The following is a 16,853-nucleotide window of genomic DNA, read 5'->3' on the forward strand; positions in this document are numbered from 1 at the left end:
TATTGATTAATTAACTGTGGCACGGGCATCTTGCCCGTGGCAAATATATGAACAGGCAAGATGCCTGTTCCACAACATAATTATATATGAACAGGCAAGATGCCTGTTCCACAACATAATTATATAAGTCATGAGTTATGAAGGAGCTATAACTGCTAAAGCTTGGGGAATGACTCGGAATTTTGCAGGCGTGTAAGTTGTGATTTCACCGTCGGTATTAATCGGACGGCGTTTGCTAGTATTCACCTCAAATTCTTGAGCGTACAAGACGCGAACGTTAGGCGAACTGGTATAATTTCCTTGCCTCATAGCCGGCAGCAAAGCAATGATTTCCCACCAGTGTATTGTTTCCAAACTGTACAAATCCAGTCGCTTGTCGTCGATTGTGGCATCCTCGGCTACTGTCATCCCTCCGCCGTAATAGCGACCGTTGCCAATGGCAATTTGAATAGTTTTCACCTTAAAAGATTGGTTGTTTACCTTAATTTCTGCTCGGAACGGTCGCGCTGACAAAATTGTCTGCAAAGCAGTAAAAGCATAAGCTAAAACTCCCCAGCGCTGCTTCACGTTTTTAGTCAGCCGCTGGGTAATTTGCACGCTCAATCCCAAACTCGCCACATTAAAAAAATGCTTGCCGTTCACCCAACCTAGGTCTATTAGTCGAACTTTACCCCTGGCGATTACTTGACAAGCTGCTGATAAATCTGTAGGGATTCTCAGAGTGCGGGCTAGGTCGTTAGCTGTTCCCATGGGCAAAATACCCAAGGGTAACTTGGTGTCTATCAAACCTTCTATGGCGGCGTTGAGAGTGCCGTCGCCACCGCCAATTATTACTAATTCGACTCGATTTTGGTAGCGGCGAATCGTGTCGGAAAGTTCGTGGGCGTGGTCGGTAGACTCTATAATTAACTCAAAACCCAGTGCTTCTAATTTTACAGTGGCTTGAGATAATAGCTTTTGCCCTTTTCGGGAGTGCTGGTTTACTAAAAGTAGAGCTTTCTTCATTTGTTAATTTTTAATTAGGAATATTGGGTCTTTTAAATTACAAAAAGTATAGCTTGATGCCTTAACTGCATGAAATTAATGCTTTACTTCCATTTTACCAGTTATGATGGATTGACAAAAATGTTAAAAAATGGATAATTGTAGCAAAAGATTTGTAAAAAATAGCTCCCTCCGGCTCTGACTTAGCAGCAAAAAACCTCGCTTGTGGATCGAACTTAATTTAAAATCATGTATAATTTTTTACAAAAAGCGCAAGTCGCGGCCGCTCGCCAAAACTGGCCCTTGTTAGTTGAATGCTTGCAGCAAGTGACAGCCGACGGTAGCAAGCCGCAGGAAGAACACATTTTAGAGCAAGCTGTCAGTTTAGCAATAGAAGCCTTAAAATCGGGCGATTTTCAAGACCGTTGGGAAATTGCTAAAGTATTGCCAAATCTGGGAGATGGCGCGATCGCACCTTTAATTGCCGTGCTCGAAGACGAAGACGCAGACACCGAACCCCGGTGGTTTGCCGCCCGCATCCTCGGAAAGTTCGTGAAACCAAGCTATCCCGTAGGGAATAGCCCCGAAGTGATTCAAGCTTTAGTAGAATTAGTCAAAAATTCCGACGAAGAATTGAGCCAAATCGCCGCCGAAACCCTAGGGAATTTCGGCCCGACAGCTATAGAATCCCTCGCAACTCTCCTACTCCAAGAAGACTCGCGACAGTTTGCAACAGCAGCACTCGCCCAAATTCGGCGCACCGAAACCATCCCACCGCTGTTGAGCGTAGTCGGAGACTCTCAAGTTGCGGTGCGGGCAGCCGCAATCGAGGCCCTGAGCAGCTTTCACGATTCCCGCATCCCCCCGGTACTGGTAGCAGCACTCAAAGATCCGGCGACAGCAGTCAGAAAAGAAGCCGTGCGAGCTCTGGGTGTGCGCGCCTATTTAGATGCAGAATTAGATTTAGTTAACTTGCTCAAACCTTTGCTTTCCGACATCCGATTAGAAGTTTGTCAGCAAGCGGCGATCGCGATCGGGCGAGTGAAAACCGATGCTGCTGCTGCTGCTTTATTTGAATTGCTGCGATCGCCAATAACTCCGGTTGAATTGCAAATCGAAACTGTGCGCGCCCTAAGCTGGATGGAAACTGCAACCGCTTTAGCATATTTGCATCAGACATTAAGGGCGCAATTTACTAACATAAATTATACTGTTTGTCAAGAGATAGTCACGGTTTTAGGGCGAGTAGAAAAGCCGCAATTAAAAGCTGTTGCTGCTGAAATTCTGATTGATTTGTTGAAAACCGATCATCCGGCCGTGCAGGAGGCAGTTAGCAAAAAATTTTTAGCTTTAGGTTTAGGAAAATTAGGAGATATGAGAGGGCTAGATGCTCTGATTCCAATGTTGGGCGACGCAGACAACAGCGTCAGGCTACACTGCATGGCAGCGCTCAAACAGCTAGGTGCTGCTGAGGCTAGGCAGAAATTAGAAAGCTTAGTGAAACAAGAGAGTCTCGAACCAAAATTGAAACAAGGAATTGCGATCGCCCTGCAAGAATGGCAATAAAATTAAGAGCGGGCGGATTTACGGAGAACATTTAAATTTAGGGTGCGCCATAAGCACCTTACGTAGAAATTAAATATTGAATTTTGAACTCGATAACTGAAAAATCACAACTTTAGCTGTGCTCAATTGGCAGTCGGACTCGGAAAGTCGAGCCGAGTCCTTCCCCAGGACTTTCGGCCCAGACACTGCCGCCGTGGAGTTCCACGAGATGGCGGACGATCGCCAACCCCAGTCCCAGCCCGCCGTAATTGCGCGTAGAAGTGCTGTCAGCTTGGCGGAAGCGATCGAACACAAAGGGCAAAAACTCCTTGCTGATGCCAATTCCCGTATCGCTAACAACGATCGAAACAGAGTGAACCGGAGACGGCCCAGACAAGATGGCGCCACCCCCTGCTCCCGGTTCCCCATCCTCCGAGAGCGTGATTTCCACGCGACCCGACGGCGGCGTAAACTTAATAGCATTCGAGAGCAAATTAGACACCACCTGCTGCAAACGAGTAGCATCGCCCTTCACCAAGCTCACCCCTTCGCCACAAAAACTCACCAATTCAATTCCCCTAGCTTCAGCATCAGGGATCAGCGCCTTCACCGCCGTTTCTACAATCCGCACCAAATCCACCGGGAACAGCTTCAAACACACTTTGTTGCTCACAATCCGGGAAACATCCAGCAAATCCTCAATCATCTGAGTTTGCAACCGCGCGTTTCGCTCAATAGTCTCCAAACCCACAGCCGTTTTTTCGGCACTCATCTGGCGCTGCCGCAACATCTGGGCCCAGCCCAAAATCGCGTTCAGAGGCGTCCGCAACTCGTGAGAAAGCGTTCCTAAAAACTGGTCTTTAATCCGGTTGGCCTCCGCTGCTTCCCGGTAAAGCCGCGCATTGTCGATCGCCACCGCCGCATCCCGCGCCAAATCCTCCAGCAAAATTAAATCCTCCACCCCGCAGCGGCGGCCAGACTCCCCGCACAGCAACGAAATCACTCCCAGCGTCCGCCCGCGAGCGATCAGTGGTACGCAGATTGCCGACAGCACCTGGGATTGGGAGCGCAGCACCAACTGCAGTTCCCTGTCCGGGACAACTGCTTCGATCACCCATTGCGGTATTTCTGGGTATAGCTTCGACTCACCAGTCCGCAGCACCTTTGCTACTCCGTGCCGTCCCTGGGGGTCGAGTGGCATACGCCGATCAATTTGCCACAGCAGATCGACTTTGCTCGGATCTGAGTGAGCAACTGCTTGCAAGCGGATCGAGCCGTCGGCATCGAGCAAATGCACACAGCACCAATCCCCTAGCCCCGGTACTGTTAAATCTGCCAAACCTTGCAGCGCCTTCTCGTAATCCAGGGAAGCCGACGACAGCAAAGCCAAAGCTTGAGCGTTAAAATAGGCTGTTTGGGCCGATCGCTGGCGATCGTCAATATCGGTACAAGTCCCGAACCATTTAAGAATTTTCCCCTCAGCGTCCCGCACGGGCAATGCCCTGCCCAGATGCCAGCGGTAAGCCCCGTCAGAGGCTCGTTTAAAGCGGTATTCCACCTCGTAAGTCCTCCCCGTCTGCACCGAGGTCTTCCAGCTTTCTACAGCATCTTCCACGTCATCTGGATGCAAAACTGGCTGCCACCCCCAGCCTTGAGTTTCCTCCAGCGTCAAGCCAGTATATTCAAACCAGCGCTGGTTGTAGTAGTCGAGCCAGCCGTCGGGTCTGGCAGTCCAAACTATTTGCGGGATGGCTTCAGCGAGGACGCGGTACAACTGTTCGCTGGCTTCGGCTTCGCGACGAGCGGCCTGTTCCCGCGCCAATGCCCAATTCCGCTGTTCTTCGGCTTCTTTGCGAGCGGTGATGTCGCTAATTACGCCGATCCATTTGCAGGGATTGCCTTGTTTGTCAAGCACTGCTTTGCCCCGATCGATCCAATGGAGCAAGCCACCCCGTTGGCACTGAACGCGGTATTCCTCAAAAAATGGGGCGGCAGAACTGTCTGGCGCACTCAAATACCGATCGACTGCGACCAAAACTCGATCGCGGTCGATCGGGTGCAAGATACTGTTCCAAGCTGCTCTTGTCCTCGGAAATCCGCCTTTTGCGTACTCCAAATGTTCGTCTACGTGACCGAACCACAGCACGATGTCGGTCTCGATATCCCATTCGTAAATCAAATCACTGGCACTTTCTGCTGCAATCCGAAACCGCTCTTCAGACTGTCGCAGCACTTCCAGAAACTTAAAGCGTTCAGTCACGTCCAAAACCAGAGACAGCACCGATACCAACTGTCCCGAATCGCTGTAAAAAGCCGAATTGTACCACTCGCAGTGTACCAACGAACCCCTCTTATTATAATTGCTGTTGCGAACTACATTGCAGCGATTTTCTGGTTTTTTTAAACTATAAATTGCAGATTCTACCTCTGACAAATCGCCCTTGGAAATAAAGTTCCAGTCGCTAAAATGCTTGCCTAAAACTTCTCTTTTTTCCCAGCCAAAAATATTCTCGGCCGCCGGCGACCACCCGCTGAGACGAAAGTTTTCATCCCACTCAATCACCGCTAGGGGCGTATTTTCAAAATGAGAAGTGAGTTTTTGCAGCGCCTCGCGCAGGGATGCTTCTACTTGCTTGCGCTTAGTAATATCGCCAAAAGAAATAGCAATGCCGTCGCCCAATTTAACGGTCATAATCCGAAACCAGCCGACAATGCCTTCGCTTTCGCTGTTGTAATAAATCTCGGTATCGAGGGGAATTCCTGTTTCTGTAACTTGGACGTAACTGTCGAACAAACCGCTATATTTATGGCCCGGCAGCACTTGCAGCAATCGCTTGCCGATTAATTCCTCTGGGGTACTCTGCTGAATTTTTGCTGCAGCAGGATTGACGTATTCCCATTCAAAATCCACAATTGTGGATTCGTCGCGGATGCTGCGGAACACGTTAAAACCGTCTAGAGATAATTCCTGAAAAACGCGGAAGCGTTCTTCGCTTTCTTGCAGCTTGCCTACGGTGTCAAGCAGGAGATCCTCGACTCGCTCTCGCTGCGTTATTTCTGCAAGCAATTGCTGGTTAATTTGCTGGAGTTCGGTTGTGAGGGAGGGGACGGAATTTGTAATATCAGAGTCGGCTTGCAGTCGATCGACCTTTTCAGATTCCAGCGCCGTATTTCCTGGAAAAGAGGCCGCCCCAGCCAAAGCCAACACTTGAGAAATCCAAGGTCTCAGGGACGCTACAGCCCACAAAGAGATGATAGCGGTAACGGGGGCGATCGAACTTGACAGCCAGTAGCTGGGGTGCACCAGCATCCAAACTTGCATCAAGTAAGTTGTCCCGCCCCAGAAAAACCAGGCTCCCAATAGGATAAACCCCTTGCTCAAAGGCACGTCCCGCTGCTTCCGGGCATAGTATGTCAGAAGTGCTGGAATTGAATAATAAGCCAAGGCAATTAACACATCGCTGACCACCTGCAGTCCCATCAACTGGGGTTGCCACTGGCAACAGCCATCTTGCGGAATAAAATTGTGGTTAAATGACATAATCTTAATAAAGAGCAGCATTTCGGCTTTCCTGTGCGATCGATCTTAGTTGCACTTGTGTTGCTGACCCGCTAATTTCTAGTTTATACACAAAAAAACATAAAACAAAAGTGACTTTAGTCCGGGGAGGAAAGTTCACAGCAGGGTTTAACTAACCTGCCTGAAATATTTGTCCATTTATTGAGAGGTTTAGGGAGAGTGAGGTACTATAATTCCCAAGGAGGTACGAAATTCAATGCTATCTTTTGAATTCACAACTTACGGAAAAACAGAGCAATTGAGCGCGCTTGATGAAGAGATTACTAAAGTGCCGTTGGGTGAAACGGTTTAGCTAGCAACTGGCAATAGTCGATAAATTCATCTTTATTGAATCTATTTTTTGATAAGTTTGCAGATTCAGAAATCCCTTCAACATAGGAGAATCGACCTCTACTTGGAGGCTCAGAAATCCTGCCGGAGCAGATTGATGCTTAGAGCGCAGCATCCCCGCCTCTGGCGCTGGAATCAAAACTAATCTGTACCTGTATCAAAGTCTACTAAATTCTGCTACTACATCGGTTAATGTCACAGATTATGTTCCAGTAAAATTTCTGAAACCATCTCGAATGAAACATCCATGCGCTTAGAGCAGCTTCAAGCATTTCTTTCAGTGGCTGAAACTGGTAGCTTTCAGCAAGCGGCCCGGAAGTGTGGCGTTACCCAATCGACTATTAGCCGCCAAGTGCAGGGATTAGAAGCGGAAGTGGGTTTGTCGCTGTTTCACCGCACGGCCCACGCGAAACTGACTGTGGGAGGGGAATGCCTACTGCCTCACGCTCGCAAAATCTGTCAGACTTGGCGAAATGCTGCTGAAGAATTGGGAGACTTACGGGCAGGAAAGCAGCCGGAACTCTGCGTGGCGGCGATTCATTCGGTTTGCGCTGCTTATTTGCCACCTGTGCTGCAAAAGTTTTGCCGCGACTATCCAGACGTGCAATTGCGAGTGACTGCCCTCGGGAGCGATCGAGCTCTGAAAGTCCTCAAAGACGGTTTGGTTGACATCGCTGTGGTGATGAACAACCGCCATTTTACTCAAGCCCCGGAAATGTTGGTTGAGGTGCTCTACAATGAGCCGATCGAGGTGTTGATGGCGGCGGGTCATCCCCTGGCACAGTACGATCGAGTACCTTGGCCGGAATTGATTTGTTACCCGCAAGTGGTGTTTAAGGACGGGTACGGAATGCAGCGGATGGTGCAAGAACAATTTGGACGCATCGGTGCTAAACTTCATGCTGTTTTGGAACTCAACACTCTTGATGCTTTTCGGGGTGTGGTGCGACAGGGAGAATTGATTGCTTTGCTGCCGCATTCAGCTTTGGTGGAGGCGAAGGGCGATCGTACTTTAGCAATTCGGTCGATCGCCCAAGAGCGGTCAAATTCCAAGGTTTCGACGATCGGTCAATTGGCCGCAGATCCCACTTGGACTCGCGAAGTGGTGTTGGTGACAACTCACGATCGAATGCAAATTCCGCCGATCGCCCATTTCTGGAATTTGGTACGCGAATTTGTGCCGCCATTTGATGTAATCAACCTAGAAAAATCAGGGAGTTAATACCATTTTAGATATTATATTTTATATTTTAGATTGGGAATGACTGATGAAATAAGGGTTTGGACATTTCCAACAATTGCCTTCTTTTTGGGAACTGGTATAATTCGATAATTTTGAATAGATAGTTCTGAAATTTAAATTTAAAACGGTTCAAATACTACCAATTACCCTTACCAATTACCAACTTCAAATGTTATGAGTGACGCATTTAGAGAATTGCTGCGAAAAATTGGCAGCGGAGTACACACAGGAGAAAACTTAACTCGCTCGGAAGCAGCAGCAGCCACGCGGATGATGCTGCTGGGGGAAGCAACACCAGCTCAAATAGGAGCTTTTATGATTTCCCACCGCATTAAACGGCCCACTGGGGAAGAATTAGCGGGAATGCTCGATGCTTATGAAGAATTGGGGCCCCTTCTTGCCCCCCCAAACCGAGAAAAAGGGTTTTCCGTCTCTACCGTCGCCGTGTTTGGCGTTGCTTACGACGGGCGATCGCGCACGGCTCCAATTAGCCCAATAACCGCCCTAATTTTAGCCGCATCTGGCGTCCCAACCCTCATGCACGGCGGGGATACCATGCCAACCAAGGAAGGCATTCCCCTGATTGAAATTTGGCGCGGTTTGGGAGTTGACTGGAGAAAACTGAGTTTAGAAAAAGTCCAGCAAGTTTTTGACAATACGGGTTTGGGTTTTGTGTACCTTCCCAAGCATTTTCCTCAAGCCGCCGCTTTAGTGCCCTACCGCCGCGAAATTGGAAAACGGCCACCTTTTTCGACAATGGAGTTGATGTGGTGTCCCTGTGCCGGCGATGTTAACGTCATATCGGGCTACGTCCACCCGCCGACAGAAGGTATGTTTCAAAAAGCCTTTGAGTTGCGGGGAATCAAAAATTATACCACAGTCAAAGGATTGGAGGGAAGCTGCGATTTGCCGCGCGATCGTACTGCGATTATCGGCATTGCTAAGCCGGATGCCGAGTTTGAACGACTGCTTTTGGCCCACGGAGATTACGGTTTTAGCAACACAAATCCGGCATTTGAATCAACCTCTGAGTTATTAAAACAAATGCAGGAAGTGTTGCTTGGAAAACCCTCAGAAGTGATGCAGTCCGCTATCTGGAACGGCGGATTTTATCTGTGGCGCAGCGGAGTTTGTTTGGATATGAGCTCGGGTTTGATTGAGGCAGAAACTTTATTAAGTCGGGGTCAAGTCGTGCAAAAACTTGAGGAAGTTAGCCAAGCCGTTAGTGTTTTGAGTTGACAGTTGACAGTTGACTACTGACTACTTACTACTGACTACTAGACATCTCCAATAATTATTGTGGAACAGGCATCTTGCCTGTTCAAAACAGACAATTCTTGCGATAACTAATGACTACTGACTACTGACTACTGACTACTGACTACTGACTACTGACTAATGACTAATCATAAAATTGCCGTAATTGTGCTTGCAGGCGGCCAAAGTTCGCGGATGGGTAGGGATAAAGCTCTACTGGAAATAGAGGGCAAATCCCTCTTGCAGCGGGCGTTGGAAGTTGCCGCAGTTGTAACCCCCGAAGTTTATGTTCTGACTGCTTGGCCCGATCGCTATCGATCGACCTTAACCGAAACATCCCAATTTCTGGTAGAGTACAATCCGGGATCCGGGCCCTTGGTTGCATTGACTCAGGGATTGACAGAAATTGCCGCCGAGTGGATTTTACTGTTAGCTTGCGATTTGCCTTTGTTGGATGCCCAGATTATTCAGAATTGGGCAAGTCAGTTAACAGAGTTTCCCCCATCAACTTTAGCAGTTGTCCCTTATCAAAATTCGCGCTGGGAGCCTTTGTGCGGCTTCTACCGCCAACAATCTCTGCCCAGCTTGCAAAGTTTTATTGACAAAGGAGGACGTTCCTTTCAAGTTTGGTTAAATCAAATACCCGCAATCCCTTTACCTGTAGGGGAACGAGAAGCAGTAATGTTATCGAATTGCAATACATTAGAAGAGTTTGAGCAATTAAAAGGTAAAATGAGTAACTGTTGACTTTTGACAGTTGACAGTTAACTGACTAATTACTAATTACTATTTACTAATGATTAACCAATATTGGTTGCTCGATCGCGATATAACTTTCCTCAATCACGGCTCTTTTGGGGCCTGTCCGATTCCCGTACTCGAAGCGCAAACCATTTTTCGAGAACAACTGGAAAGAGAACCATTGCGCTTTTTACTGCGGGAATTTGAACCCTTGTTGGATAATGCGAGAAATCAGTTAGCAGCATTTCTCGGTGCGAGTGAGGATGACTTGGCTTTTGTGCCGAATGCGACGACGGGAGTAAATGCAGTTTTGCGATCGCTCTGTTTTTCTCCTGGCGACGAATTGCTAACTACAAATCAGGAATACAACGCTTGCCGCAACACACTTAATTTTGTAGCCGAGCGTACAGGCGCTAAAGTAATAGTAGCAGAAGTCCCCTTTCCCATTGAGTCACCCGACCAAGTTATTGAAGCAATAATTAAGTGCGTTTCACCGCAAACAAAGTTAGCCTTATTAGACCACGTTGTCAGCCAAACAGGTTTAATTTTTCCCATCAAACAGTTAGTCGGCGAGTTAGCTAACCGTGGCGTGGATGTATTGGTAGACGGAGCTCACGCGCCGGGAATGGTAGCACTGAATTTAGAGGAAATTGGCGCGGCTTACTATACGGGAAATTGCCACAAGTGGCTGTGCGCGCCGAAAGGTGCGGGATTTTTATACGTGCGGCGCGACAAACAAAATGCCATTCGGCCAACTACAATCAGTCACGGTGCTAACTCGCCCCGTGCTGATAAATCGCGCTTTCAACTAGAATTTGACTGGATGGGAACAGTCGATCCTAGCCCCTATTTGTGCGTGCCTGTAGCTATTGATTTTATGGGTTCTTTGTTGAGCGGCGGCTGGCCGGAATTGATGGCAAAGAATCATGCTTTAGCATTGGCTGGAAGAAAAATATTGGCGGACAAATTAGATTTGCCGCTACCTTGTCCTGATGAAATGGTGGGTTCGATGGCTGTTGTGCCGCTGCTAGACTCCCAGTCTGATGTGGTTGCAAAGGGAGGAATTCCACCTTTGCAAGAGGCGCTGTGGGAGATTTTTAAAATTGAAGTTCCGGTGATTCCTTGGCCGAATGCTAGTAAGCAGTTGGTGAGGATTTCGGCTCAATTATACAATACTTTGCCGCAGTATCAATATTTAGCTAATGCCCTGGTTGAGCTGACGAGAATTTGAGCGGGATTTTCCCGAAAAGAAACATCACACCCAGCTACAAATAGTTATAGTTTGGTAGTTAGGGTGTCGGTTCTCATAGTTGGGATGAATACAGACTATTTGTCCTTACTATAAACGTAGTAATGGTTATACAAATAGGCACCATAAGAGTAAAAATCCTGGCAGTAATCACCTTTATTTCTGTTTAATTGGGATACTATTTATACTAATTCTCAAAACTCATGCAACAGTAGCTGTAGGGTGCGTCGCCACCTGCCAATCCTAAAAAAGAGCGACAATCTCCAAGCGACGCACCTTACCTGAAGCGTGAGCGTAAACAAACCAAAAACTCATAATTGTTGCAAGAGTTTGGAGAATTGGTATTACATAAAATAAAAAAAAACACAAAAATAGATATAAAGCCCCATAGCCCTAAACTTCGCCAATCCGCCAAAACCGAATAAACTTTGTAAATAACCCGCGAAAATTCCTAAGTTAAAACAGGGTTGTCAAAGCGGATAGCGCACAACTTCCGCGCCACAGAATATAATGTATCAACAGTTGCATTTTTGCAGACAAAAAAAGGAAATGAAAAGAGGCGAATACCATGTCCAATGCCATGATGGTAATTTACCCCTATCGCGAACAGTACACCTGGGTTTTTGACGACGAGCGAGTCGGACTTGTCCGAGAACCATTTGTTCAGGGCGTCCCCGAAATGATTAACGCGCTTGTGGCAGACATTCCCAATGCCGCCCAAGGTTTCCGACTTTTATTTTCAGCCAATCCATTTCCCGGATATCAAGCAGAAATGCTGTGGTTGAAAGCAGAATACGGCGGTAACTGGTATCGGTGGGAATCGAAAAATCTCGAAGGCTGGCTGTGTCCGGCTATGTTCAAATACTTTCTAGAAGCACCGCCCAAGTTTTACTGCAAAGCTGAAAAACTGCAATAACCAACAGCAAGTCTATGAAAAACTTGTCAATTTTTAAAAGAGACTTTGTTACACCAGTCGATCAAATTTCTAGAAAAAAGCCTAAATTCTTCCTGTATATAGTGGGGCTATTTTTCCTGGTTTTCACAGCCGCCATCTCGGCCACATTGGGTGCAATTACCGCCCTTTTAGCTCCCGTGGAACCGCCAATTATCAATAGAGTATTAGAGGCGACTGGCTTTGACTATTTATCCTCCAACCGCTCTGGATACCGCCTGTCGCGGTCAGTTAATGTCTTGATATTGGGAATTGACAGTGTGCCAGAATCTGCCGCCAATTCCCCTAAGATATTTAACGGTCGCAGCGATACAATACTCTTATTGCACCTCGAACCTAGAGATAAATCTATTAGTTTGCTTTCAGTTCCACGAGATACTAAAGTCGAAGATGCTGGAATTAGCTTCAGCAAAATTAACGAAGCCAATGCTAGAGGAGGAGCAGCTTTGGCCACGCGATTGGTTAGCAGTATGCTGAACAATACGAAAATTGAACGATACGTGCGAGTCAGCAGTAATGCGTTTCAGGAATTAGTCGATTTGTTGGGCGGAATTGAGGTATTTGTACCTCGCGCGATGTCCTATACAGATACTGCCCAAAAGTTAAAAATAAACTTAGGCCAGGGATGGCAAACTCTCAACGGAGAACAAGCAGAACAATTTGCTCGATTTCGCAACGATGGTTTAGGAGATATTGGCCGCATTCAGCGGCAGCAATCTTTAATTCAAGCTATTCGGGACCGCCTCGCAAGTCCATCAGCATTGGTGCGCTTGCCACAAATTGTTCGATTGATGCAAAAATATGTGGATACAAACCTAAGTTATGAGGAAATATTGACGCTAGCCAATTTCGGTTTGCAATTGGAGCGAGATAATTTTAAAATGGTAATGTTGCCTGGACGTTCTAGTTCAGAAACAGGGGATTTGAGGAGTTATTGGATTGTAGATGTGCTCGGGCGCGATCGCATTATGACACAATACTTGAACCAGAGCGTGCCGGATTTTGAACAAGGACGATTTCGCAACCCAACCGAGTCCCTGTTGCCCAAAAACCTCAAAATATCTGTCCAAAACGCTTCTAGCAAACCGACAAGCGCAAAAAACGTTGCTGAATTTCTCACAAAAAAGGGATTTTTTAATGTATCTGTAGTGCAGGATGCGCCCCAAAAGCAGCGTCAAAGTCAAATTATTGTTCAGCAAGGCGATTTAGAGGCAGCGAATCTACTGCAAAAAGAGTTAGGCGGCGGTAAACTTGAAGCATCTTCTACCGGTGAAATTAATTCTGACTTGACGCTTCGCGTTGGCGAAGATTGGGTAAAGCGATTTTAATTAGTCATGAGTCATTAGTCATGAGTCATCAGTCATTAGTCATTAGTCATTAGTCATTAGTCAGCAGTTAACAGTCAACAGTCAACAGTCAACAGTTAACAGTTAACAGTCAACAGTCAACAGTCAACTATGCCCAATTCCCCATTCCCATCATCATGAAAAGAGTTTTCCGAATTTTCCTGAGCCTGGTTTTAAGTTTAGTGTTGGCTTTTGGCTGGGTGCTGCTGAGTGCTACTCCGGCATTTGCCCTGCCGAAAACAAATATTAATTACACAAATATTAATTTGTCCGATCGCGATTTTTCTAACTCGGATTTAGCGGGGGGAACATTTGTCGCTGCTGAAATGCGGGGAACAAATTTTCAAGGTGCTGATTTAACGAATGCGATTTTGACTAAGGGAGTTTTGCTGAATGCCAACTTGTCAGGTGCCAACCTCTCCGGTGCTTTGGCAGATAGAGTTACATTCGACGGCGCTAATTTGACGAATGCTAATTTTTCCGAGGCAATTATGACTCGAACTCGGTTTTTTGATGCTGCAATTTCCGGCGCTGACTTTACTGACGCGATTATCGACGCTTATCAAGTGACTCTCCTGTGCGAGAAAGCAGATGGTGTCAATCCCGTGACGGGAGTTTCTACTCGCGAAAGTTTGGGATGTCCGTAGGAATTCACACTTAAAGAAAATCCCTGGCTAATTATTTGATTAGATGCACCTGTAGGAAAGTGAAATACACAAATTAAAGCCCCTCTCCTGCAAGGCGAGGGGTTTGAGGAAATTTCCCATTATCGGCTCTATCGAGCGCTACAAATGTCTGTGCTGGCAGTACCAACTACCAAATCGGAATTCAACAGCAAATCTAGATCGGTGTCGGGATTAACAGCATACAAATCGACTTTATCTCGACCCAAAAATACCCCGATCAAAGTCCCGATTCCCGCACCGCCGAGCACCTCTTCAGTTGCGATCGCCCGATCGCCCGTAACACCTGCAATCGCCGCCGCTGCTGCTGCACCCAACGCCGTATTCTTAACCAGATTACCAACATTAACGCCCTTGGTAACAGTTTCTTTCCTAGTAATCACTTGCGAAGTGGCATTGAGAGGCACTCTGCTCCCGTTGAGTATACTTAATTCTTGAGCCACAAACTGAACGCCCGATGCAGTCGATCGCAATTCGCCGCTAATTTTCGAGCCTTCGGGTATCAACACTTGGCCATTACTTCCCGTGATATCCGCAGCTACAGTCAGCGTAATCGGAGACTTGTCATTAGGGGCGAGCAAAATCTTGCCTTTTGTGTACTCGATTGGGATAGTCACCCCCCTGGGAATTTGCACAGCAACCGACTCGCTAACATCAATCTTAGCAATGTAAGGAGAATTAATTGGTCTTGCTTGATTGGTACTCACTAATGTTTGATAGATAAAAGCAGCTACTTCAGCTCGTGTTGCTGACTTGTTAGGTTTGAGAGATTTAGGATTGGGATAGCTGACAACTAACTGTTTTTCAGTAGCCGCAGCAACGCTTTTGACAGCATAACTTTGAATCTCACCCGCATCATTATAGTAGCTGAGAACATCTTGAAAATCGCACCTAGGCTCATAGCCCATGCCGTTATTTAAAGCGACTACAACTTGAACGCGAGGAATCTGCTGTGTCGGCCTAAAAACATTGCCGGGATAGCCAGACATCCATCCCATTTCGTAAGCTTCGGCGATCGCCCCGCTTGCCCAAAAATTAGACGGAACATCGGCAAACCGCACAGCATCGCGGGTTTTTGCCTTTTTCACCGAACGGATCATTGCCGCAAATTCAGCCCGCGTTACCGGTGCATCCGGGCGGAAAGTGCGATCGGGAAATCCTTTGATAATTCCTCTTTCTGACAAATCTTGGATAAAGTCTTTTGCCCAGTAGTTATTATTAACATCCGAAAAAGCTGTCTGAGCAAAAGCAGGCGCGGGAGTTAGCATCGGCGCTGCGGTTCCGGCAACTGTTCCCAGTGTTAATAAAACAGATGTACCAGATTTAATGCGATGTAATACAGACATTTTTGATTCTCCAATTTACACAAGTTTTTTATTGAGGAGAACTAAGCTTTTGATAGGCTGATTGATTCTGCCCAACTTGCTCTTTCCCTCGGTTATGTAATCATTATTGAAGAATTTTACTTATGGTGCGGGGAAGATACGGTCTTTTAAAATAAATATTTTTATGGTGATTGGGTAATTTTAAAATGCTTAAATTCCTTAAAATCCTTATGTTGCTTATCTCCCTTATCTACCTTGAAATTATAGAGTTCTGGATGCAGAGCCTTTATATGTAGGGGCGGTGCCAAGAGCGCCCGCCCTCACTCGACTAGATTAATGACTAATAACTAATAACTAATGACTACTATCTAATGACTACCGACTACTGACAACTAACTAATGACTAATACTTGCGATCGGTTCCCAACTTGTCACATCTTCAAATAAAGATTGATACCCCGCTGCATTGGGATGCAGCCCATCTGCAATCAAGCGCGATCGCCACCAATCACTGCCCCGATTTATCCATTTATCAAAAATATCTAAATAGGGAATTCCCCGCAACTGACAAGCTAATTTTGTTGCTTCTTTATACTGATATTGGTCGGCATGATTGTAATACAAACAATCTTGAAAAGGCATTTTACTTTCATCCACCGGCACCATCCCGACAAATATCACCGGACAAAGTTGTTGGGACAGGTTTAACAAATGATCCAAAACAGTTTTAAAATGTTCAAAATCAGTGTAGCTGCGCCCGGTAGGCGACTGTACTCTCGCCGAATCGTTGAGGCCTACCGAAAGAATAATCGCATCCGGGAAACGGTTTCTGAGCTCGCCACGGTGGCGAAACTCGTTTTCGAGCCGCTGGGAGACTTGATAGGCCCGATCGCCCCGAACGCCCAAATTGTATAAAACGTGTCCTGCACTCTCCGGTAACATCCACTGGCGCCGCAATCTTTCCACCCAACCTCCACCTACACCGTCGCCGAAACCGTAGATTAAGCTGTCACCGAAAGCAACCAATTTGAGGGGATGAGAATTTCCCCGATGCAAGTGACCAAAGGAATAGGCTGTTGCTACCTGCATAAGTAATGATACTCAGTTAATAAATTATGAATCTTGACATACTAGACTAGAATGTAACATTACATAAAGTAGGGAGTCTCATGGTTAAGCGTCCAACTTTCGATTCAACTCAGCTAACCCGTCGGGCGGAAGAGTTGATTAACGGTGCATCCAACCGCTATCGGATTACGGTGCAGGTGGCGAACCGCGCAAAACGCCGTCGATATGAAGATTTTGACAATATGGACGACCATCAAATGAAACCTGTAATGCGGGCGATATTTGAGATGTCGGATGAACTGACTCAGCCGGAAATTATCGGAGACATCTAGAGTTGGGGAGTTTTGAGTTTTGAGTGGTGAATTGCGAGTAATTTTTTTAAACTCCACACTCAAAACTTTCTTAAACTAGACTTGGGTGCGCGGGAGGAGAAACCCGGTTGATTCCTAGTTCCCTTGTTAAAAAAACTCTGATGTTTCTAATAAACCGGGTTGAGGATCGTAAATCCTAAAATTAGAAACTAGGACATCTGCTTGGGGGTAAGTTTATG

13 protein-coding genes are annotated in these 16,853 nt (G+C 46.6%); 9 read left to right on the forward strand and 4 right to left on the reverse strand.

Going from position 1 to position 16,853, the window contains the following annotated elements; all coding sequences use genetic code 11:
* Positions 1-135: 135 nt before the first annotated feature.
* Positions 136-1,005 carry a lipid kinase gene (locus QUB39_RS24860; RefSeq protein ID WP_333231688.1) on the reverse strand — a complete coding sequence of 290 codons (870 nt, stop codon included), beginning with the start codon at positions 1,003-1,005 and terminating at the stop codon, positions 136-138.
* Positions 1,006-1,233: 228 nt separating this feature from the next.
* Here QUB39_RS24860 and QUB39_RS24865 point away from each other — a divergent pair, with 228 nt between their 5' ends.
* On the forward strand, positions 1,234-2,550 hold the full coding sequence (locus QUB39_RS24865) for a HEAT repeat domain-containing protein (protein ID WP_333211556.1): 1,317 nt from the start codon (positions 1,234-1,236) through the stop codon (positions 2,548-2,550).
* A gap of 112 nt (positions 2,551-2,662) precedes the next feature.
* Here the strand turns inward: QUB39_RS24865 and QUB39_RS24870 are convergent, their stop codons facing one another.
* Positions 2,663-6,070 carry a PAS domain S-box protein gene (locus QUB39_RS24870; RefSeq protein ID WP_333057591.1) on the reverse strand — a complete coding sequence of 1,136 codons (3,408 nt, stop codon included), beginning with the start codon at positions 6,068-6,070 and terminating at the stop codon, positions 2,663-2,665.
* A 616-nt stretch (positions 6,071-6,686) separates the two neighbouring features.
* Between QUB39_RS24870 and QUB39_RS24875 the strand changes: the two genes are divergently transcribed.
* The 7 genes from QUB39_RS24875 to QUB39_RS24905 all read left to right on the forward strand — a co-directional run bounded on the left by QUB39_RS24875 (position 6,687) and on the right by QUB39_RS24905 (position 13,874).
* Entirely contained in the window at positions 6,687-7,661 is a 975-nt protein-coding gene (locus tag QUB39_RS24875) for a LysR family transcriptional regulator (protein ID WP_333211558.1), read from the forward strand.
* A 195-nt stretch (positions 7,662-7,856) separates the two neighbouring features.
* Positions 7,857-8,921 (forward strand): anthranilate phosphoribosyltransferase family protein, encoded by a 1,065-nt coding sequence (locus QUB39_RS24880; protein ID WP_333211560.1) that lies wholly within the window; start codon positions 7,857-7,859, stop codon positions 8,919-8,921.
* Positions 8,922-9,080: 159 nt separating this feature from the next.
* On the forward strand, positions 9,081-9,686 hold the full coding sequence (locus QUB39_RS24885) for a molybdenum cofactor guanylyltransferase (RefSeq protein ID WP_333057586.1): 606 nt from the start codon (positions 9,081-9,083) through the stop codon (positions 9,684-9,686).
* A gap of 49 nt (positions 9,687-9,735) precedes the next feature.
* Positions 9,736-10,911, forward strand: coding sequence for an aminotransferase class V-fold PLP-dependent enzyme (locus QUB39_RS24890; RefSeq protein WP_333057584.1), 1,176 nt, complete (start codon positions 9,736-9,738; stop codon positions 10,909-10,911).
* A 586-nt stretch (positions 10,912-11,497) separates the two neighbouring features.
* Entirely contained in the window at positions 11,498-11,845 is a 348-nt protein-coding gene (locus tag QUB39_RS24895) for a DUF6717 family protein (RefSeq protein ID WP_333168680.1), read from the forward strand.
* Positions 11,846-11,859: 14 nt separating this feature from the next.
* Entirely contained in the window at positions 11,860-13,209 is a 1,350-nt protein-coding gene (locus QUB39_RS24900) for an LCP family protein (protein ID WP_333211563.1), read from the forward strand.
* A gap of 155 nt (positions 13,210-13,364) precedes the next feature.
* Positions 13,365-13,874 (forward strand): pentapeptide repeat-containing protein, encoded by a 510-nt coding sequence (locus QUB39_RS24905; RefSeq protein WP_333211565.1) that lies wholly within the window; start codon positions 13,365-13,367, stop codon positions 13,872-13,874.
* Positions 13,875-14,002: 128 nt separating this feature from the next.
* On the opposite strand, the gene QUB39_RS24910 is transcribed toward QUB39_RS24905, so the two are convergent.
* Both QUB39_RS24910 and QUB39_RS24915 read right to left on the reverse strand, forming a co-directional pair.
* On the reverse strand, positions 14,003-15,256 hold the full coding sequence (locus QUB39_RS24910; protein WP_333057581.1) for an S-layer homology domain-containing protein: 1,254 nt from the start codon (positions 15,254-15,256) through the stop codon (positions 14,003-14,005).
* Positions 15,257-15,631: 375 nt separating this feature from the next.
* A complete protein-coding gene (locus QUB39_RS24915) occupies positions 15,632-16,324 on the reverse strand; it encodes a GDSL-type esterase/lipase family protein (protein WP_333057579.1) in 693 nt (230 codons plus the stop codon).
* A gap of 80 nt (positions 16,325-16,404) precedes the next feature.
* On the opposite strand from QUB39_RS24915, the gene QUB39_RS24920 reads away from it, so the two are divergent.
* Positions 16,405-16,635, forward strand: coding sequence for a DNA-directed RNA polymerase subunit omega (locus tag QUB39_RS24920; RefSeq protein ID WP_015175138.1), 231 nt, complete (start codon positions 16,405-16,407; stop codon positions 16,633-16,635).
* Positions 16,636-16,853: the final 218 nt, after the last annotated feature.

It is taken from the genome of Microcoleus sp. AT8-B5, from assembly GCF_036705565.1.
In the GTDB taxonomy this organism is placed as follows: Bacteria; Cyanobacteriota; Cyanobacteriia; order Cyanobacteriales; family Microcoleaceae; genus Microcoleus.